General features: G+C 65.0%; 16 protein-coding genes. 11 read left to right on the top strand and 5 right to left on the bottom strand.

All coding sequences use genetic code 11. The features are described from left to right. Nucleotides 1-6: 6 nt before the first annotated feature. On the top strand, nucleotides 7-1,137 hold the full coding sequence (locus BAC01S_RS27140) for a mannitol dehydrogenase family protein (protein ID WP_027797584.1): 1,131 nt from the start codon (nucleotides 7-9) through the stop codon (nucleotides 1,135-1,137). A 44-nt stretch (nucleotides 1,138-1,181) separates the two neighbouring features. Further along, nucleotides 1,182-2,477, top strand: coding sequence for an MFS transporter (locus BAC01S_RS27135; protein WP_027797583.1), 1,296 nt, complete (start codon nucleotides 1,182-1,184; stop codon nucleotides 2,475-2,477). 44 nt (nucleotides 2,478-2,521) lie between these two features. On the opposite strand, the gene BAC01S_RS32785 is transcribed toward BAC01S_RS27135, so the two are convergent. Further along, entirely contained in the window at nucleotides 2,522-5,686 is a 3,165-nt protein-coding gene (locus BAC01S_RS32785; RefSeq protein ID WP_052408854.1) for a sensor domain-containing protein, read from the bottom strand. Between the two features lie 351 nt (nucleotides 5,687-6,037). Between BAC01S_RS32785 and tssD the strand changes: the two genes are divergently transcribed. From tssD to BAC01S_RS34910, 3 genes are read left to right on the top strand one after another with little or no spacing between them, the layout of a single operon-like run. Continuing rightward, on the top strand, nucleotides 6,038-6,520 hold the full coding sequence (tssD, locus tag BAC01S_RS27125) for a type VI secretion system tube protein TssD (protein WP_027797582.1): 483 nt from the start codon (nucleotides 6,038-6,040) through the stop codon (nucleotides 6,518-6,520). A gap of 50 nt (nucleotides 6,521-6,570) precedes the next feature. Next, complete coding sequence (locus BAC01S_RS34150; protein WP_407667962.1) at nucleotides 6,571-7,011, top strand: DUF2778 domain-containing protein; 441 nt, start codon at nucleotides 6,571-6,573, stop codon at nucleotides 7,009-7,011. Continuing rightward, on the top strand, nucleotides 7,008-7,331 hold the full coding sequence (locus BAC01S_RS34910; RefSeq protein WP_156954554.1) for a hypothetical protein: 324 nt from the start codon (nucleotides 7,008-7,010) through the stop codon (nucleotides 7,329-7,331). The genes BAC01S_RS34150 and BAC01S_RS34910 overlap by 4 nt, the downstream gene beginning before the upstream one ends. A gap of 64 nt (nucleotides 7,332-7,395) precedes the next feature. Here the strand turns inward: BAC01S_RS34910 and BAC01S_RS32780 are convergent, their stop codons facing one another. Both BAC01S_RS32780 and BAC01S_RS27110 read right to left on the bottom strand, forming a co-directional pair. Then, nucleotides 7,396-8,394 (bottom strand): fatty acid desaturase, encoded by a 999-nt coding sequence (locus BAC01S_RS32780; RefSeq protein WP_043203846.1) that lies wholly within the window; start codon nucleotides 8,392-8,394, stop codon nucleotides 7,396-7,398. 30 nt (nucleotides 8,395-8,424) lie between these two features. Then, a complete protein-coding gene (locus BAC01S_RS27110) occupies nucleotides 8,425-9,486 on the bottom strand; it encodes a sugar ABC transporter substrate-binding protein (protein WP_043203844.1) in 1,062 nt (353 codons plus the stop codon). Between the two features lie 129 nt (nucleotides 9,487-9,615). Between BAC01S_RS27110 and BAC01S_RS27105 the strand changes: the two genes are divergently transcribed. The 5 genes from BAC01S_RS27105 to BAC01S_RS32775 all read left to right on the top strand — a co-directional run bounded on the left by BAC01S_RS27105 (nucleotide 9,616) and on the right by BAC01S_RS32775 (nucleotide 14,383). Continuing rightward, nucleotides 9,616-10,647, top strand: coding sequence for a LacI family DNA-binding transcriptional regulator (locus tag BAC01S_RS27105; protein WP_027797579.1), 1,032 nt, complete (start codon nucleotides 9,616-9,618; stop codon nucleotides 10,645-10,647). 149 nt (nucleotides 10,648-10,796) lie between these two features. Beyond that, nucleotides 10,797-11,873 (top strand): fatty acid desaturase family protein, encoded by a 1,077-nt coding sequence (locus BAC01S_RS27100; RefSeq protein WP_027797578.1) that lies wholly within the window; start codon nucleotides 10,797-10,799, stop codon nucleotides 11,871-11,873. A 49-nt stretch (nucleotides 11,874-11,922) separates the two neighbouring features. Next, nucleotides 11,923-12,231, top strand: coding sequence for a non-heme iron oxygenase ferredoxin subunit (locus BAC01S_RS27095; protein WP_027797577.1), 309 nt, complete (start codon nucleotides 11,923-11,925; stop codon nucleotides 12,229-12,231). Nucleotides 12,232-12,235: 4 nt separating this feature from the next. Beyond that, nucleotides 12,236-13,468: an NAD(P)/FAD-dependent oxidoreductase gene (locus BAC01S_RS27090; protein WP_027797576.1), complete on the top strand. Its 1,233-nt coding sequence runs from the start codon at nucleotides 12,236-12,238 to the stop codon at nucleotides 13,466-13,468. A gap of 42 nt (nucleotides 13,469-13,510) precedes the next feature. Continuing rightward, nucleotides 13,511-14,383: a sugar phosphate isomerase/epimerase family protein gene (locus tag BAC01S_RS32775; RefSeq protein ID WP_245616698.1), complete on the top strand. Its 873-nt coding sequence runs from the start codon at nucleotides 13,511-13,513 to the stop codon at nucleotides 14,381-14,383. A 15-nt stretch (nucleotides 14,384-14,398) separates the two neighbouring features. On the opposite strand, the gene BAC01S_RS27080 is transcribed toward BAC01S_RS32775, so the two are convergent. Further along, nucleotides 14,399-15,463, bottom strand: coding sequence for a LacI family DNA-binding transcriptional regulator (locus tag BAC01S_RS27080; RefSeq protein ID WP_027797575.1), 1,065 nt, complete (start codon nucleotides 15,461-15,463; stop codon nucleotides 14,399-14,401). Between the two features lie 25 nt (nucleotides 15,464-15,488). Continuing rightward, entirely contained in the window at nucleotides 15,489-16,430 is a 942-nt protein-coding gene (locus tag BAC01S_RS27075; protein ID WP_027797574.1) for a LysR family transcriptional regulator, read from the bottom strand. 184 nt (nucleotides 16,431-16,614) lie between these two features. Between BAC01S_RS27075 and BAC01S_RS27070 the strand changes: the two genes are divergently transcribed. Further along, entirely contained in the window at nucleotides 16,615-18,126 is a 1,512-nt protein-coding gene (locus BAC01S_RS27070; protein WP_027797573.1) for a CoA-acylating methylmalonate-semialdehyde dehydrogenase, read from the top strand. The last annotated feature ends 55 nt before the right edge of the window (nucleotides 18,127-18,181 follow it).

Here is an 18,181-nt window from a genome sequence, read left to right as displayed (position 1 = left end):
CACAGCATGGGCCAACCGATTTTGCAGTTCGGCACGAGCCGCTTTCTCCAGGCGCATGCCGACCTGTTCGTGTTCGAAGCGCTGCGCGAGGGGCGCGCGCTCGGGCGCATCACGGTCGTGCAGACCACCTCGAATCCCGAGAGCCGTGCGCGCATCGACGCGCTGCGCGAACGCGGCCGCTACCCCGTGCGCATTCGCGGCGTGCGGCACGAAGCGACGATCGACGAAACTCGGGAGTGCGATGCGATTGCCGAAGCGCTCGACGCGAATGTCGACTGGACCGCCGTGCGCCAGCGCTTCGCGCACGATGCGCGCGTGGTGATCTCGAACACGGGCGACACGGGCTATATCTGCTATCCGGAGGACACTGCCGACCTGCTCGCGCCCGACGCGCGCGTGCCGCGCGGTTTCGTCGCGAAGCTCGCGGTGTTGCTGAAGGCCCGCTACGACGCCGGCGCCGAGCCGCTCACGCTCTATCCCTGCGAGCTCGTGACGCGCAACGGCGACACGCTGCGCGCGCTCGTCGCGCAGCTCGCGCGCGAGTGGAGCGCCGCGCCGGGTTTCGTCGAGTACGTGGAGCACGGCTGCGTGTGGGTGAACTCGCTGGTGGACCGGATCGTGTCCGAGCCGATCCAGCCCGTGGGCGCCATTGCGGAGCCCTACGCGCTCTGGGCGGTCGAGCGGCAGGCGGGCATGGTGCTGCCGTGCGAGCACGAGTCGATCGTCGTGACCGACGATCTCGACCACTATGTGCGGCTCAAGCTGCTGCTGCTGAATCTCGGGCACACGTATCTTGCTGAGCGCTGGCTGGCGGAGGGGAGAGCGGCCGAAGAGAACACGCTGCACGCAATGGGCGATCCGGCGATGCGCGGCGAACTCGAAGCGCTGTGGCGCGAGGAAGTCGTGCCGGTGTTCGACGCATTAGGCAAGGGCGACGCGGCGCGCGCCTATCTCGACGAATTGCGCGAGCGCTTCAGCAATCCTTTTCTCGATCACCGGCTGGCCGACATCGCGCGCAATCACGAAGAAAAGAAGGCGCGGCGCTTCGCGCCCGTCATCGATCTGGCGCGCGAGCTCGGCCTGAATCTTGCGCAGCCGCGCTTGCGCGGAGCGCTCGCGGCGCGTGCGCTCGCCTGAAGGACAGCGCCCCGGCAACGATACCCCTGAGAGGAGACAGCTCCATGAGGAAGATGCGTTGGGTAGTCGTGTTTCTGAGCTTTCTGGCCATTGCGGTCAATTACATCGACCGGGCGAACCTCGCCGTTGCCGCGCCGCAGATCGAGAAGGCGCTCGGCATCGGCCCGGCCGACATGGGCCTCCTGCTGAGCGGATTCTTCTGGACCTACGCGCTCATGCAGATGCCGTTCGGCTGGTTCGTGGATCGCGTCGGCGCGCGCATCGCGCTGCCGCTCGCGGTGGGCTGGTGGTCGGTCTTTACGGCGGCAACGGCCGCTGCGTCGAGCGTGGTGGGGATGTTCGGCTGCCGGCTTCTGCTCGGCATGGGCGAGGCGGGCGCCTATCCTTCGTGCGCCAAACTCGTAAGCCAGTGGTTTCGCCGCGAGGAGCGCGCGATCGCGACGAGCATCTTCGATAGCGGCTCGCGCGTGGGCTCCGCGCTGTCGATTCCCGTCGTCGCGCTGATCGTCGGCACGCTCGGCTGGCGCGCGGCGTTCGTCATCACGGGCCTGCTGGGCGTGGTGTGGGTGATCGGCTGGTTCGCGATCTACCGCGCGCCCGCGCACGGCGACATGACGGGCGAGCCGGATGCGGTTCCCGAATCGCAGCAGCGCAGCAGCAGCAGCGACCGCGGCGGCGTGACGTGGGCCTCGCTGTTCCGCTACCGCACGCTGTGGGGGATGATGCTCGGCTTCTTCTGCCTGAACTTCGTCATCTACTTCTTCATTACCTGGTTCCCGAGCTATCTCGTGCAGACGCGCGGCTTCTCGCTGAAGTCGCTCGGTTCGCTCGGCATGATTCCGGCGCTGATCTCGATTCCGGGCGGCTGGCTGGGCGGCTGGGCTTCGGATGCGCTCGTGCGCCGCGGCTGGAGCCTGACCGCCGCGCGCAAGACCTGCATGGTGGGCGGCATGCTGGCCTCGTCTACGATCACGCTTTCGGCCTTCACGTCCGACACCTGGCTCATGCTCGCGTGCTTCGGCATTTCGTATGGCAGCCTCGCGTTCGCCGCGGCGAGCATCTGGGCGCTGCCGGCCGATGTCGCGCCCACGCCGGGCCACGTCGCTTCGATCGGCGGGATCCAGAACTTCGCCTCGAACATTGCCGGCATCGTCATCACGACGTTCACCGGCGTAATGGTGGCGTTGACGAAGGGCTCGTTCACGATTCCGCTCGTGGTCGCGGGCGGCTTCTGCGTGCTGGGTGCGTTCAGTTATCTCGTGATCGTCGGCCGGATCGAGCCGCTGCCGGCCAGGCACGCGCAGGACGAGCTACCCGGGGCTACGCGTTCGTCTATCTGAGCAATACGGTCAGGATGCCGTAACGTGAGCGGGCGGTGGGGCGGTTAGTCGACGAGCCCGGGCTCGGCCGACGCCGCCGGTTCGTCGCTCAGGAAGCGGGCGATGGAGTGGCCGCTGATCGCGCGGCTGTAGAGAAAGCCCTGCGCCTGGGTGCAGCCGTTCTCCAGCAGGAAGTCGCGATGGCGGCGGGTCTCCACGCCTTCGGCGATCAGCTCGAAATTGAAGGCCTTCGCCACGGCGATGACCGCAAGCGTAATCGCTTCCATTTCCGGGTCCTGGCCGATCTCTTTCACGAACGCACGATCGATCTTGAGGCGGTCCACGCGGAAGCGCTTCAGATAGCTCAGGCTCGAATAGCCGGTGCCGAAGTCGTCGATGGCGATGCGTACGCCCAGATCGCGCAGACTGGCGAGGGTCTTGGCGGTATGTTCAGGATGACGTATCAATGCGCCTTCCGTCACCTCGAGTTCCAGCAGCTCGGGTGCGAGGCCCGAATCGTGCAGCGCGCGGCTCACCTGGTCGACGAGGTCGGAGTGTTCGAGCTGCAGCGGCGAGACGTTGACCGAAACGCGAATGCGGCTACCCGGCATGGCGTTCCACCGCGCCCCTTCGCTGCAGGCTTCGCGCAGAACCCATTCGCCAATCGCGCGGATGAGGCCGGTATCTTCGGCGAGCGGAATGAACACGGCCGGCGAGACCTCGCCGAGTTCGGCGTCGGTCCAGCGCAGGAGCGCTTCGGCGCCGACTATGCCGCCGCTTGCCATGTCGAACTGCGGCTGGTACATCACGTTGAGCTCGCCGTTCTTGAACGCGCGGCGCAGCCGCGTCGATACGCGCAGGCGCGACGCCGCGGCCTCGCTCAGCTCTGGACGATAGAACTGGTACTGGTTTCGTCCATTGTGCTTCGCGAGATACATGGCGGCGTCGGCGTTGCGGATCAGCGTGTCGGCGTCGGCGCCGTCGGTGGGGAAGACGCTGATGCCCATGCTCGCTTCGATGAAAAGCTCGTGAGCAGAGATCCGCACGGGCTCGGTCATGACCACGAGCAGTTCGTCCAGCAACGCGGCAACCTCATTGCGCGCAATGCCTTCGGTCACCACCATGAATTCGTCGCCGCCATAGCGCGCAACCGTGCCGCGGCTGCCGATCATGCGTTCGAGACGCCTTGCGATCTGGCCCAGCAGGGCGTCGCCGATGCGATGGCCCAGCGAGTCGTTCACTTCCTTGAAATGATCGAGGTCGAGGAAGATGACGGCGACCGTGTCGCCCGAGCGTGCCGCCCGCTGCAGCGCCGCGGCCAGCTTGTCGTCCAGTTGCTTGCGGTTCGGCAGGCCGGTGAGCGTGTCGTACTGGGCCTGGCGTTCGAGTTCGGCCTGATAGCGGATCACGGCGGTCACGTCGCTCATGATGGCGACATGATGCGTGACCTTGCCGTTCGGGGCGGGCACCGGCGCGACCAGCATGTTGATCCAGTAGAGGTCGCCGTCGCGATGCCGGCATTGCAGCGTGAGGTTCGCGTCGGCGTCGGACTGCAGCGCGGCCTGCACTTCGGCCCAGCTGTTGGCGACGTGATTGGCCATTTCAACGGCCGCACCTTCGGGCGTGTCGTGCGCCGCGAAGAGCGTGCCGAAGTCCTTGCCTACAACTTCTTCGAAGCGCAGGCCCGTCAGCTTTTCGAAGGCGCGGTTGACGTACCGGACGGGATGCGCGCCGGGCTTTGCCTGGGCGATGACGATCCCGCTGATACTCGCGTCGAGCGCGCGGCCCTGCAGACGCAGCGCAAGCTGCGATTCGCGCGTCGCCGTGATGTTCTCGTAGGCGGTCAGCACGCCCACGCCGGTGCCCGACGGGTCGATCAACGGCAGCTTCGTTTCGGCGATCCAGACCGTGCTGCCGTCCACGGCAATGGCCTCGCGCTCGACGCGCTTCTTCACGAGCTCGCCCGCCATGATCCGGATATCTTCCGCGCGCACCGCGGCCGGGTCGTCGCCCCAGCGCAACTGATCGTCGGTCAGCCCGACCAGCTCCTTACGCGAAACCAGTCCCGCGTCTTTCGCATAGATTTCATTGCCGCCTGCGTAGCGGTGCGAAGAATCTTTCCAGGCGATGCCGGTGGGAATATTGTCGAGCACGTATTCGAGCATCTGCATCGAGCGGAATAGTTCGGCCTGCGCAGCAAGCTCTTTCGTCATGTCCTCCATGACGCACAGCGTCGCACGCCGGCCGTCGAGTTCCGTGTGCAGGTGAAAGACCGCCATCGAAAGCATTTCGCCCTGCTTCGTGCGGTGGGACCAGACGCCGGCCACGCCGTCCTGCAGCGCCCGGGCCTGCGCAACCGTGGCGCCGTGCAGCGGGGTTTCGCCGGTGCGGATATCGTCGAGCGTCATGCGCAGCATTTCGTCGGCGCGGTATCCCATGGCCTCCACGGCCATATCGTTGACGGCGACAATGCGGCCCGATTCGTCGTCGACGATCCAGATCGGCAGCGGATTGCGCACGAAGAGGCGCTGGTATTTCTCGCGGTTGGAGTCGGCGGTACGCAAGGCCACGCGCAGCGACTTCGTGATGCGTCCGTTGCGGTACAGGAGCGCGAGCAGCATGAGGGCCGCGGCGAGGCCGGAGCCGAGCAGCAGGTCGGAGACCACTTCCGCGTCGTGCGAAGCCTTGCTGACCGAAGTGTCGAGATGTTCGTCCTCGGCCATGCGCACTTCGCCGATCTTCTGCATGGTCTGGAAGAAGCGGGCGTCGAGCTCGCCGAGCTTGGGCGCGCCGATCGTCACGCTGCCGGGCTTGAGCAGGGCGCGCATGGCCAGCTCGTTGCTGAGCTTGCCGAGGTGCCGGATCATGTCCTTCAGTTCGTCGAGCAGGGCAATGCAGCGCGGTTCGCCGCCGCAGGACTGTTGCGCCGCGCTCGCATAATCGAGCAGCGCCGGCAGCGGATAAATATAGGCGGAAGCAGGCCGCCTGAAGAACGGCCGCATGCCGACCACGGTATAGAGCTGTTCGTGCTCGTCGAGCAGCGCGTCCTGGAGCGCGTCGAGATTGCGCTTGAGGACCGCCACGGACTGCTGCTGGCCGAGCGTGTGGTTCTGCTCCTGGGTCTGACGCAGCGCGAGCGTCGTATTGAGCCCGATGGCGGCCAGAATGGCGGCGACGGCAAGCCCCGTGACGAGCCGCGTGCGCAACCTGCCGGAAAGCGCAATGCTCATGTCCCTGAACGTCGGGCCATGCGCGTCTTTGCTCCTGTTATCTGGTGCAGCGCGTGCTTTCATCCTCTGGACCCGGCTTTGCATGCACAGGGCATAACGGCAGGGTCACCGGAGAACTTGAGGGTGCAACCCGGGGCGGGTTTAGAAGGTTTCTACGGCTTGCGGCGGGCTTGTCTGTCATTGGGGCGTCATAGAGCAAGTGGCGCTCATTGTTCGCGCACCTTTCGTTCGTGTCCGATAGTCCTTGTTCTTGCCTCGTGCTGATATCGCCTGTCCGGGCGAATTTTTCTCCCGGATGTCGCCGGTTGCGTTGCCGGCCGACACGTTCAAACCATAAACGGAGGCTTTGCAATGGCAGTTCCTTTGCACCTGTGGTTGAAAGATGACGGCGGTGCGGACATTCGCGGGTCTAGCGAGGTTTTAGGCCGCGAAGGCAGCATCGAGATTTTGAGTCTGTCGCACGGCCTGAATATGCCCGCGGACGGCCACACGGGAAAGTTGACGGGCACGCGCACGCATCGCCCACTCACCGTCGAAAAGGAAATTGATCGCTCGTCGGCGCTGCTGTATCGAGCCGTTGCTTGCGGGCTAACGCTGCAGTCGGGAGAGTTGAGGTTCTATCGGGCGAACGAGGCAGGTCTGGAGGAGGCCTACTTTACGATTCTTATGAAAAACGTAAAGGTCGTTGGAATTTCTCCAAGAGTTCTAAATATCAAGGAAGCCGCGAACCAACATCGAAACCACTTTGAAGTGGTGGAATTCCGCTATGAGGAAATCACCTGGAATTACACCGATGGCAACATGATATTCAAAGATGCATGGAATGACTTATAAGTGAGCGAGTTATGCCTGTCTTCTGCACATTCACACTCAATAACCGAGAAATGTCTACGCTTGTTTGTTCCGGTTACGGCGCAGTGGAGGCGTATTCCGGACGCGACAGGGGCCGCGATAGTCCAATTGATGTTGCCGATGTTGGTGTCGGGGCTATCCCACCTGGTACGTACTATATTGTTGATCGTAAATCAGGTGGTCGGATAGGCTGGCTTCGCGATATGCTTGGCCCCTTCGTTGGTACGACCGACCGGCGTTTATGGTTCATGCTCTGGAACCCCTATACCGGGGATACGACGATGATCAATGGTATCAGGCGCGGAAATTTCCGGCTGCACCCAGACGGACCGCACCATGAAAGCGATGGTCGTATTACGGTTAAAAACCCAGCCGAGTTCGACCGGTTCCAGCGCCATATCCGCCGCCATGCCCCGGATCTGCTTGTGCCAGGTAGCGATATGAAAGCGTATGGCCAGGTCGATGTGCGATGAAGCGACTAGCATTTATCAGTTGGTGTATTGGGTCGATCGGTCTATGGCTCGTCATGGTTTTCTGTATCGTCCATTTTATTTTGACTCATATCTGGTATGAAATCCCCATTGGTTTTTATGAAATCACCAATGATTTAACGTTATGGTTGGTGAGGAAATTCAAACCAGGCTATGACCCCGGAGTGTTGCAAATGGACGACCCCGGCCTTTTCGTTCTGCTTATTGCAACAGGTCTGATTTCTGCCGCCGTTGTGATACTCGCTGGTACTTTGGGATGGCGGCGATTCAGCGCGAGACGGGCGCCACAGGAATCCAGGTAACTTGAGACGCGGCCCCGCTTCGGCGGGGTCTTTCATTCGACCTTCAACCCCATCCGTCTGTCGTTCACACAACCGCGCTCCCCCGCTTCCCCGGCGGCAACTCGCGCACGACCATATACTCGGGATCGCGCTGCTGCTTCGCGAAGATCGTGAGAATCTCGCGCCAGGCGGGCCACAGGCCGGCATAAGGCTCGGGCATTTGCGCGGCCACCGTCTCGTGAAATTTCGGCAGCGCGTGGAACGGCACGCTCGGGAACATGTGATGTTCGATGTGATAGTTCATGTTCCAGTAAAGAAAGCGCACGACAGGATTCAGCTTCACGGTGCGGCTCGAAACACGATGGTCGAGCACGTTCTCCTTGAGACCGGTGTGCTGCGTGAGCGCGCAGAGCTCGTGCAGCCAGGTGCCGTAGGCGCGGGCCAAAAAGAGCAACAGCACCGGCAGCCAGCTATGCGCAAGGATCGCCCAGACGAAGACGGCCACGTAGCAGGCGAGCAGGACGCGCGAGTTATCGCACATCTTCTTGTACTCCGTTTCCGGTACGACTTCCCTGGCTCCCTTCGTGACCATGCCGAAGCTGTGCAGGAAGATCGCGCCCAGAAACTGGAGGCCGTGCGAGACGCGCGCGAAGTCCGTCACGAGCTTGAGGTAGCTCGGGGGACGCTTGAATGCCAGTTCGGGGTCCTTATAAGGCGCGGCGGTCAGATGCGTATAGGTGTGATGCTTCGCATGCAGCCAGCGGCTATAGACCTGCTCGCGCCACGACATGAAGCAGATCGCCCAGTAGCAGGCTTCGTTGAGCCGGCGCGTTTTGAACACGGTGCCGTGACCCAGTTCGTGGGCGGCGGCCTCGCTGAAGGCGAACACGGTGCCGTAGAGCAGGAAGGCGGGAATCGCCCACGCGGTTCCCAGCGCATGCCACGCCAGCGCGCCGGCGGCGATGACGAGCGCGAAGAAGCCGCCCGCCTGGACGAGCCCGCGTGCGTCCGAGCGCGCGGAGAGGTCCTTGAGCGTCTTGCGGTCGATGTCGACCTTGAACCACGATTGCATGTCGATATTCATTGCGTGACTCCGTCGCTATGCGTTTGCCGCTTACCGGTAGGACCCGGCGTACTGCTGGACCACCGCGAGGTTGTCCCGCGTGACGAAGCTCGGGCCGGAACTCACCGTCGAGCCCGTATAAACCGGCTTGAGTCCGTATTTTTCGAGCCGCGCTGCCACCTTCTTGTCGCTCTTGAGCGCGGCGACGAGATGGGCCGGATCGGTCGTCTTGTCGCGCACGGCGATCGCCATGGCCGCCACCGGGAGATAGCCTTGCAGATAGGGCTGCTGATCGATCGCGAAGGCCAGTTGTCCCGACTGGATCGCTTTCAGGATGTCCGGCGAAAGATCGAAGGTCGCCACGTAGATCTTGCCGTCCTTGCCCGCGTCGTGAACGCCGCGCAGCACGCCCATTGCCTGGTCGGGGCCGAGCGCGAGTATGGCCTGGGTGTCCGGATGCGAGCGCAGGTATGCGGCCACCTTGCTTTCGATCACCGTGGGATCTTCGCCGCTGTCCATCGTCGCGGCCTTGTAGTCGACGCCGATGGCATCCGCAAAGCCTTTGCAGCGGTCCCACAGCGCCTGGATATCGGCGCCGTGATTGACGCACAGGAAGCTGCGGATGCCGGCCGCCTTCGCGCGCTCGCCGGCCGCTTTGCCGGCTTCGTACTCGGGCTGCCCGATATGCAGGATCGCGCCGAGCTTCATGCCTTGTTCAGGACCGCCATTGATCGTGATGACGGGAATGTGCTTGGCCTTCACGCCGGCGAGGCCGGTCTGGATCATCTCGAAGTTCGGCACGGTCGTGATGACGCCCGTGTAGTTGCGCGCGGCGGCCTGTTCGAGGATGCGCACCATGTCGCCCGTGTCGCCGGTGGGCGGGTTGCGGTAATCGACGGGCACATGGAAGTCCTCGCTCGCGTCGCGCATGCCGTTCTTCACGGTGTTCCACCACACGTTCGAATCCGATCCGTGACTGACCATCACGAACCGCTCTTCGGCGGCGGCGCTGCTTGCGCTGCTTGCGCTGAATGCGCTGAATGCGCTCACGAGCGCGATTGCGGCAACTGCCGCGAGCATGCGCCTCGCAAGGCGCAATCCGGTCGTTTCCATGCTGACTGTCTCCTTGTCGTTTGCCGATGGGTCTCGGCTTCGTGCTGCGAATGACGACTAGAATGTAGTTGATCGATTCTTCGCTCTCAAACGCTAATTTGAGGATTTTTCTTCAACCACGAGGCACGCGTGAACATCAGAAGAAAGCCGACCATGGAGGACGTGGCGAAGGCCGCGGACGTGAGCTACGCGACCGTGGAGCGCGTGCTGAACGGGCGGGGCGGGGTATCGCGCGAGAAGGAGGCCCGCGTGCTCGAGGCGGCGCGCAAGCTCAAGATCGATCGCGCGCTGCACGAGGTGTCGGTGCGCTGGCTGCGCGTGGCCATCGTCACGCAGAAGCCCACGTCGCCCTATTACGTTGCGCTGCGGCAGGGCTTCGAGCTGGCGCAGAAGTCGTTCGAGGCCTACCGCGTGCTGTGCAGCGTCACGTTTTTCGACGACCTCGAACCGCAGTCGATCGCGAACGTGATCGGCCGCGTGGCGCAGAAGGCCGATGCGATGATCGTGGTTGCCTACGAGCACCCGATGGTCGTGGATGCCGTTGCGCGCGTCGCGAAGAAGATTCCCGTCGTGACCGTCGCGAGCGATTTGCCCGACAGCGGGCGCCTCGCTTACGTGGGCATCGACAACCGCTGCGCCGGGCGCATTGCCGGCGAGCTGATGGGGCGCTTCGTCGGGCACGAGGGCGGCAGGATACTCGTCGTCGCGGGGCTGCGCACCTACCTCGGGCACGAGCAGCGCGACGGTGCGTTTCGCGCCGTCCTGCGCCGCCGCTTCCCGGCATGCGAAGTGGTGGCGACCGTGGAGAGCCGCGAGGACGAACGGTCCACCGAACGGCTCGCGCGCGATGCGTTCAGGAAGTACCCCGATCTGCGCGGCATCTACAACATCTCGGTGGGCGACGAAGGCATCGCGCGCGCATTGAAGGCGATGAAGCTCGAACGCTCGACGGTGCTCATCGGCCACGAACTCACGCCCGTGAGCCGGGCGTTGCTCATCGAGGGCGTCATGGACGCCGTGCTCGACCAGAGCCCGTTTGTGGAGGCCGTGCGCGCCGTGGAGGCCGTTCTCGGGCACTACAACCGGGGCACCCCTTCCGGGCTGCCGCTGCAGACGCCGATTTCGATCTACCTGCAGGAGAACCTGCCGCCGGAATACTGAACCGGGACGACCGGCCAGCCGGGCGGATTTGACGAGATTTCGTCAACGTTTCCGTTGAGCGATTCGGGCGCCGCGCTTATTTTTGATCTCGAGAGCAGAGGAACTGACGGGCCGGGCACCCCCCGGCGAACCGGATCAAGGAGACAGCGGTGTCGAACACGCAAACAGGCTCGCGCGAGGCGTCCGCCCCCGCGGGGCATCAGGCTTACCGGCTGATAGGCGGCGCGGGCGAGGCGGCGCGCGCCGCGGGCCTCGTCAATGCCGAGTGGTACAAGTGCCCCGTGCCGCGGGCCACCATGAAGGCGTTGATGCAGCGCGACGACGCGCGCGCGATTCGCGACACGCTCATCTGGTACGCGGCGATCGTCGCGAGCGGCGTGCTGGCGGGATTCGCATGGCACGCGCACTCGCTGTGGGCCATACCCGCTTTCTTCCTGTACGGCACGCTCTACTGCAGCCCGGCCGATTCGCGCTGGCACGAGTGCGGGCACGGCACGGCGTTCAAAACGCGCTGGATGAACGACGTGGTTTATCAACTTGCCTCGTTCCAGGTGTTCCGGCGCCCCACGGTCTGGCGCTGGAGCCACGCGCGGCATCATACCGACACGCTGGTGGTTGGCCGCGATCCGGAGATCGCCGCGCCTCGGCCGACGGATTGGTTCGCGATCCTGCTTAATGTCTGCGCGATCAAGCACGTGGCGAACGAAGCGCCGAAGATCGTTTCCGCGGCCTTCGGCAACGTCGGTGCGGAAGAGAAGACTTTCATACCCGAATCCGAGTGGCCGAAGGTGGTGCGCGAGGCGCGCCTGACGCTCCTCGCCTATGCGGCCGTGGTGGCTGCCTGCATCGGCTTCCACTCGGTGCTGCCGCTCCTGTATATCGGCTTGCCCAGTCTCTACGGCGCGTGGCTTTACCTCTACTTCGGCCTTACGCAGCATGCGGGGCTGCCCGAGAATGTTCTCGACCACCGCAAGAACTGCCGCACGGTCATGATGAATCCCGTGTTCCGCTTCCTCTACTGGAACATGAATTACCACATCGAACATCACATGTTCCCGATGATCCCGTTCCATGCCTTGCCGCGGCTGCACGAGTTCGTCAAGGCGGACATGCCGCCCACCTATTCGAGCAGCCTTGCCGCCTACGCGGAGATCATTCCCGCGCTGGTGCGGCAGACGCGCAATCCCGAGTATCACGTCAAGCGGCCGGTGCCGGGCGTGACCTGAGAGACAAAGCAGTCCTGAACATATCGATAACGAATCAAGGAGACACGACATGACGCAGTGGATCGACGCAGCCGCGTTGGACGAGATCGAGGACGAGGACGTCATGCGCTTCGATCACGCTGGCCGGACCTATGCCATCTATCGCGTGGACGGCGACGTCTACGCGAGCGACGGGCTCTGCACGCACGAACACGTGCACCTGTGCGACGGCCTCGTGATGGGCCATACGATCGAATGCCCGAAGCACAACGGCCGCTTCGATATTCGCGACGGGCGGGCGCTGTGCGCGCCCGTATGCGAAAAGCTCAAGACGTATCCGGCGAGGGTAGAAGCCGGGCGCATCTTCATCGAGATCTGATGCCATGGCCAGCGAACGCGTGATGGCTATCGTGGGTGCGGGCCACGTTGGCGGCCGTGCCGCGCAAACGCTGCGCGAGGCGGGCTGGGACGGCCGCATCGTGTTGATCGGCGCGGAGCCGCATTTGCCGTACGAGCGGCCGCCGCTTTCGAAGGCGCTGCTGACGGGCGAGCGCGAACCGGGCCAGTGCGGCCTGCGTGCGCCCGAAGCGTGGCGCGAGGACGGGATCGAGCATCGGGTCGCGACGGTGCGTTCGCTCGACCCGGCCACGCGCACGCTGCATCTGGGCGACGGCGAGACACTGGCCTGCGAGGCGCTGCTGCTGGCAACCGGCGGCCATGCCCGACGCCTTTCGGTGCCGGGCGCATCCGGCGCGCTCGTGCAATGCCTGCGCACGCTGGACGATGCGGCGGCAATCGGGCCGAGGCTCGCGCCGGGCGCGCGCATTGTCGTGGTGGGCGGCGGCTTCATCGGCCTCGAAGTGGCGGCTTCGGCCCGCGCGCGCGGATGCGAGGTGACGGTGGTGGAGGGCGGCGTGCGCCTGCTCGGCCGTGCCGTGCCTGCCGCGATCGCCGCGCGCGCTCATGCGCTGCACGAGCGCAACGGCGTGCAGATTCTGTTGAATTCCGCACCGCGCGCGTTCGAGCCGCGCGACGATGGCGGGCTTGCCTTGGCGCTGGAAGACGGCCGCGTGCTGCACGCGGATACGGTGATCGTCGGTATCGGCATCGAGCCGGCCGACGAACTGGCTCGGGCGGCGGGACTCGCGATCGAGCGCGGGATTCTCGTTGACGAAACCCTCCGGACGTCGGCGCCCGGCATCTACGCGGCGGGCGATGTCGCCGTGTTTCCAAGCCGGTTTGGTGCGCATCGCATCCGCCAGGAGACCTGGCACAACGCGGAAACCCAGGCGCGCGTCGCGGCGCGCAACATGCTGGGGGCACAGGAGGCCTACCGCGAAACGCCGTGGTTCTGGTCCGATCAGTACGACCATCAGTTGCAGGTGGCGGGCGAACCGGCGCTTGGGAAGCAAACGGTCCTGCGCGCCATGAACGGCACCGGGGAGATACATTTCGATCTGGATGCCGAAGGAAAGCTGGTTGGCGCGAGCGGCTTCGGCCCGGCGAGTGGTTTCGCGAAGGAAATGCGGCTCGCGCGGATGCTGGTCGAGCGCGGCGGCGCGCACGACCCCGGGCAACTGGCCAATCCCGAAGTCAAGCTCAAGAGCCTGCTCTAAACGCAGTACCCCAGCGGCTCGCTACCCCGCCGCAACGGAGACATGATGGCGCAACGACTGCAGGTGTTCCAGTCCCTCTGGGCGATGGAACGCCGCCACACCGATGGCTACGAGCGCTCGCTCGAAGAAAACGTGCGGATGATTGCCGAAGCCGGTTTCGATGGCGTGAGCGCACACTGCACGAAGCGCGAGGACGTGAAGCGGCTGGCCGAGTTGCGCAAGGCCTACGGGCTGGCGGCGGAAGGGCAATGCTTTCCGGCCACCGTCGACGACCTGCAGCCCGTGCTCGAACTGGCGACCGAGTTCGGCCTGCACCATGTCGATCTGCAACCCGACGTGCGTCCGCGCACGCTCAAGGAAGCCCTGGTCCTGGTCGACGGCTGGCGGCGTCTTGCCGAGCAGGTGGACATTCCCGTCTACATCGAGACGCATCGCGACCGCCTGACCACCGACCTCTACTTCACGCTCGATCTGCTCGATGCGCGCCCCGACCTCCCGCTGCTAGGCGATCTTTCGCATTACCTCGTCGGGCGCGAGTTCGCATGGCCCGTTTCGCAGGAGAACCACGCGCTGATCCAGCGGGTTCTCGACAACTCATGGGCCTTTCATGGCCGCGTGGCGAGCCGCGAGCAGGTGCAGATCGAAATCTCGTTCGCGCCGCACCGGAAATGGGTGGACCTGTTTCTCGACTGGTGGCGCTATGGTTTTCTATCGTGGCGCCGCCGCGCGGGCGAGAACGACACGCTCGCTTTCACCTGCGAACTCGGGCCGCAGCCGTATGCCATCATCGGCCGGGACGGCAACGACACCACCGACCGCTGGGCCGAATCGCTGCTGATGCGGGACTGGATACGCGAGCTATGGAGCGAACTGGAAACCCTGGCGCCGGCATCGGGCGAGCGCGCAGCGGTGTGAGCTGCCTGGTAGAACTCAGCTTCTTGCGACCAGATAAGGGTCGCGCCGCACGTTCGCAGAACAGAAAATGCGGAACTCGACCGGCCCCGGCGGCACGGGCGTTTCCACCACGCCGCACGCGTTTAGCACGTGCTGCAAGGCGGAGATGATCTGTCCGTCCGGGTCCTGGTCGATCGCAATGTCCATCGTGCCCTGCTCGATGTACTGGCGGTGCAGGTCGAGCATCTCGTGCCCGGCCCAGACCACGTGCCCGGTCGCTCCCACCTTGCGCAACGCGGCCTCGATGCCGGCCGACGCATAGCCGCTGTTGTAGATGCCGATCACGTCGCCGCGCCTGAGCTCCTTGAGGACCGCGCGATGGCAGCGGTCCGCGTCGTCGAAATGCTCCACCGCCTCGCCGTCGCAGATCAGGTGGGGAAACGCCTCGCTCAATTGGGCGCGGCAGCCGCTGATGCGGTCCACGTGCGCGCGATAGTCCTTGCGCGAACACACCAGTAGAATCCGGCCGGGGCCTTCCGCGAGACGCCCAAGCAAGTAGCCCGCCGTGCGGCCCGCGCTCACATTGTCGATGCCGGCGTAATGGATTCGTTCGACCTCCGCAATATCGGTCACCATCGTGACCACGGGCTCGCCCCGCGCGATCACCGCGCGCAGCGCCTCGCGCACGGCAGCCGTGTCGCGCGTGGTGACGATCAGGCCGGCGCGCTTGTAGTTCGGGCGCAGGATGGCGCGCGTGATCACGTCGTCGTCGGCTTCCGGAAGGATCTGGCGATGCAGGACAATGCGCCGGTCGAGCATCTGCATCGAGCGCTCGAGCCCTTGCGCCACGCGCTGAAAGAACGGCGTGGTGTTTTGCGGCAGCAGGACGTCGATATGCACGAGGCCGTGGCTCGTGGCCGGCAGGACGCGCGGCACGCCAAGCTGCCGCGCCGCCGCCACGACGCGTGCGCGCATGGCCGCCGACACGCTGCCGCGTTCGTTCAGCACGCGATCGACCGTTGCGGGGCTGACTCCCGCCGCCTCGGCGATATCGGCGAAACGCGCGCTGCGTTTGCGGCGCGGCGTGGGGGTGTCGGTCATGGGGTGTCTCCGGGGCTGTCGCGATTCATTCGAGCGAAAATCCGCCCTCGAACGATTGCCGCAGGAACTCCGTAAAGCGCGTGACGGCGCGCGGCACGTGGGCGCCGTACGGGCGCACGACATGCAGTTGCGAAGCATACGCGCCCACGGGGCGCCAGTTGGGCAGGAGTACGACGAGTTTGCGCGTTTGCAGCGCGCTCTGCGCGCTGAAATCGGGCAGGAGCGCGATGCCCAGGTGTTCGAGCGCGGCGTCGCGCAAGGCTTCGCTGTTGTTGGCCGAGACCGGGCCGTTCACGGTCACGCTGACGCGTGTGGCCTCGGCGCGGCGACCCGGCTTCTCGAACGACCATACCCCGGGTCCCGGCGTGCGCGGATAGTAGAGGCAGTCGTGCGACGCGAGATCGGCTGGCGTTTGCGGCATGCCGCGCCTGCGCAGGTAGGCCGGCGTGGCGGCAATGACCGAATGCGTATCGCAAAGCTTGAAGGCCACGTGCGTTTCGGGCACCTGCGCGCTATGGCGGATCGCGAGGTCGAAGCCTTCGGTCGCGATCGAGGTGAGCCGGTCGGAAAGCTCCAGTTGCACGCGCACTTCGGGATTCGCGCGCGCGAACTGCGCGAGGCGCGGCACGAGCTGCTGGCGCGCGAACGCGACGGGCGCCGTGACGCGCACGGTGCCGCGCACCACGTCGGCCATTTCGCGCACGTTCGCGAAGCTCGCGGCAATGCGCTCGAACTCCGCGCGCGTTTCCTCCACGAGCTGCCGCCCCGCTTCGGTAAAGCGCACGCTGCGCGTGGTGCGCTGCACCAGCGCGACGCCCGCCGCGCGTTCCAGCTCCGCAATGCGCTGGCTCATCGCGGCCTTGCTCACGCCGAGACGCGCCGCCGCCGCCGTGTAGCTGCCTTGCTCCGCGAGCACGTTGAGCCAGTGCAGGTGCGCCCAGAGCGCCTCGATCTTCTGCGTGTCCATGCCGATGATTCCCGCCGAACGTCTGCTGATCAGGGTCCGATCATAGCACCACGCCGGCCCATCTTTCACCATTCGCACGGCGGATTGTTCGCCATCGAAAACAATCAATTCAGCCGCCATGGCTTTGCAGGGCCGGGCGGTCTACGTACACTGGGTCCCATCGAACAACCCGCAAGGAGATGACATGCAGGCTTACACCGATAGCGCAGACGTGGTCCACTATATTGGCGGCAAGACCGTACGCGGCGCCGGCGACCGCACGCAGGCGGTCTTCAATCCGGCCACGGGCGCCGCCGCCCGCCGCCTCGCGCTGGGCGAAGCGGCCGACGTGGACGCCGCCGTGGCGAGCGCGAAAGCCGCATTTCCGGGTTGGAGCAACACGCCGCCCATCCGCCGCGCGCGCGTCATGCTGCGCTTTCTCGAGCTGATGAACCGCCACAAGGACGAACTCGCCGCCATCATCACGGCCGAGCACGGCAAGGTGTTTGCCGACGCGCAGGGCGAAGTCGCGCGCGGCATCGACGTCGTCGAATTTGCGTGCGGCATTCCGCAACTGCTCAAGGGCGATTACACGGAGCAGGTTTCCACGGGCATGGACAACTGGACCGTGCGCCAGCCGCTGGGCGTGGTGGCCGGCATCACGCCGTTCAACTTCCCCTGCATGGTGCCGTGCTGGATGTTCCCGGTCGCGCTGGCTGCCGGCTGCACGTTCATCCTCAAGCCCAGCGAGCGCGACCCGTCGGCGTCGCTGTTCATGGCGCGTCTGCTCAAGGAAGCCGGTCTGCCGGACGGCGTGTTCAACGTCGTGCAGGGCGACAAGGTCGTGGTCGACGCGCTGCTCGCGCACCGCGACGTGAAGGCGGTGAGCTTCGTGGGCTCCACGCCGATCGCGAACTATATCTACGAGACCGGCGCGAAGCACGGCAAGCGCGTGCAGGCGCTGGGCGGCGCGAAAAACCATATGGTCGTGATGCCCGACGCCGACCTCGACCAGGCCGTGGATGCGCTGATCGGCGCGGGCTACGGTTCGGCGGGCGAGCGCTGCATGGCGATTTCGGTGGCGGTGCTGGTGGGCGAGGTGGCCGACAAGATCGTGCCGCGCCTCGCCGAGCGTGCGAAGAGCCTCATCGTCAAGAACGGCATGGAAGCCGACGCCGAAATGGGTCCGGTCGTCACGCAACAGGCCCTGGAGCGCATTGAGGGCTACATCGCGACGGGCGTGGAGGAAGGCGCGAAGCTCGTGGTGGACGGCCGCGGCCTGAAGGTGCCCGGTCACGAAAACGGCTTCTTCACGGGGGGCACGCTGTTCGACAACGTCACGCCCGAGATGCGCATCTACAAGGAAGAAATCTTCGGCCCCGTGCTGGCATGCGTGCGCGTGAAGGATTTTGCCGAGGCCGTGCAATTGATCAACGACCACGAGTTCGGCAACGGCGTGGCCTGCTTCACGCGTGACGGCCACGTGGCGCGCGAGTTCGGCCGCCAGATCGAGGTGGGCATGGTGGGCATCAACGTGCCGATTCCGGTGCCGATGGCATGGCACGGCTTCGGCGGCTGGAAGCGCAGCCTGTTCGGCGACATGCATGCCTACGGCGAGGAAGGCGTGCGTTTCTACACGAAGCAGAAGTCGATCATGCAGCGCTGGCCGGAGAGCACCGAAAAGGGTGCCGAGTTCACGATGCCGGTTGCGAAGTAACCAGGCAACGTAACCACGCAGTCGCTGTCATTGCGCCGCGAGCCCGTTTTTTACG

It is taken from the genome of Paraburkholderia acidipaludis NBRC 101816 (assembly GCF_000684975.1).
GTDB classification, from domain to species: domain Bacteria; phylum Pseudomonadota; class Gammaproteobacteria; order Burkholderiales; family Burkholderiaceae; genus Paraburkholderia; species Paraburkholderia acidipaludis.
Note: the sequence above shows the minus strand (reverse complement) of the source record. Positions and strands in the feature narration are given on the sequence as shown.

Bases quoted from the DNA above. Each gene is read 5' to 3' on its own strand.
- BAC01S_RS27140 (WP_027797584.1), top strand. From the start codon at position 7: ATGGGCCAACCGATTTTGCAGTTCGGCACGAGCCGCTTTCTCCAGGCG.
- BAC01S_RS27135 (WP_027797583.1), top strand. From the start codon at position 1,182: ATGAGGAAGATGCGTTGGGTAGTCGTGTTTCTGAGCTTTCTGGCCATT.
- BAC01S_RS32785 (WP_052408854.1), bottom strand. From the start codon at position 5,686: ATGAGCATTGCGCTTTCCGGCAGGTTGCGCACGCGGCTCGTCACGGGG.
- tssD (WP_027797582.1), top strand. From the start codon at position 6,038: ATGGCAGTTCCTTTGCACCTGTGGTTGAAAGATGACGGCGGTGCGGAC.
- BAC01S_RS34150 (WP_407667962.1), top strand. From the start codon at position 6,571: ATGTCTACGCTTGTTTGTTCCGGTTACGGCGCAGTGGAGGCGTATTCC.
- BAC01S_RS34910 (WP_156954554.1), top strand. From the start codon at position 7,008: ATGAAGCGACTAGCATTTATCAGTTGGTGTATTGGGTCGATCGGTCTA.
- BAC01S_RS32780 (WP_043203846.1), bottom strand. From the start codon at position 8,394: ATGAATATCGACATGCAATCGTGGTTCAAGGTCGACATCGACCGCAAG.
- BAC01S_RS27110 (WP_043203844.1), bottom strand. From the start codon at position 9,486: ATGGAAACGACCGGATTGCGCCTTGCGAGGCGCATGCTCGCGGCAGTT.
- BAC01S_RS27095 (WP_027797577.1), top strand. From the start codon at position 11,923: ATGACGCAGTGGATCGACGCAGCCGCGTTGGACGAGATCGAGGACGAG.
- BAC01S_RS27090 (WP_027797576.1), top strand. From the start codon at position 12,236: ATGGCCAGCGAACGCGTGATGGCTATCGTGGGTGCGGGCCACGTTGGC.
- BAC01S_RS32775 (WP_245616698.1), top strand. From the start codon at position 13,511: ATGATGGCGCAACGACTGCAGGTGTTCCAGTCCCTCTGGGCGATGGAA.
- BAC01S_RS27080 (WP_027797575.1), bottom strand. From the start codon at position 15,463: ATGACCGACACCCCCACGCCGCGCCGCAAACGCAGCGCGCGTTTCGCC.
- BAC01S_RS27075 (WP_027797574.1), bottom strand. From the start codon at position 16,430: ATGGACACGCAGAAGATCGAGGCGCTCTGGGCGCACCTGCACTGGCTC.
- BAC01S_RS27070 (WP_027797573.1), top strand. From the start codon at position 16,615: ATGCAGGCTTACACCGATAGCGCAGACGTGGTCCACTATATTGGCGGC.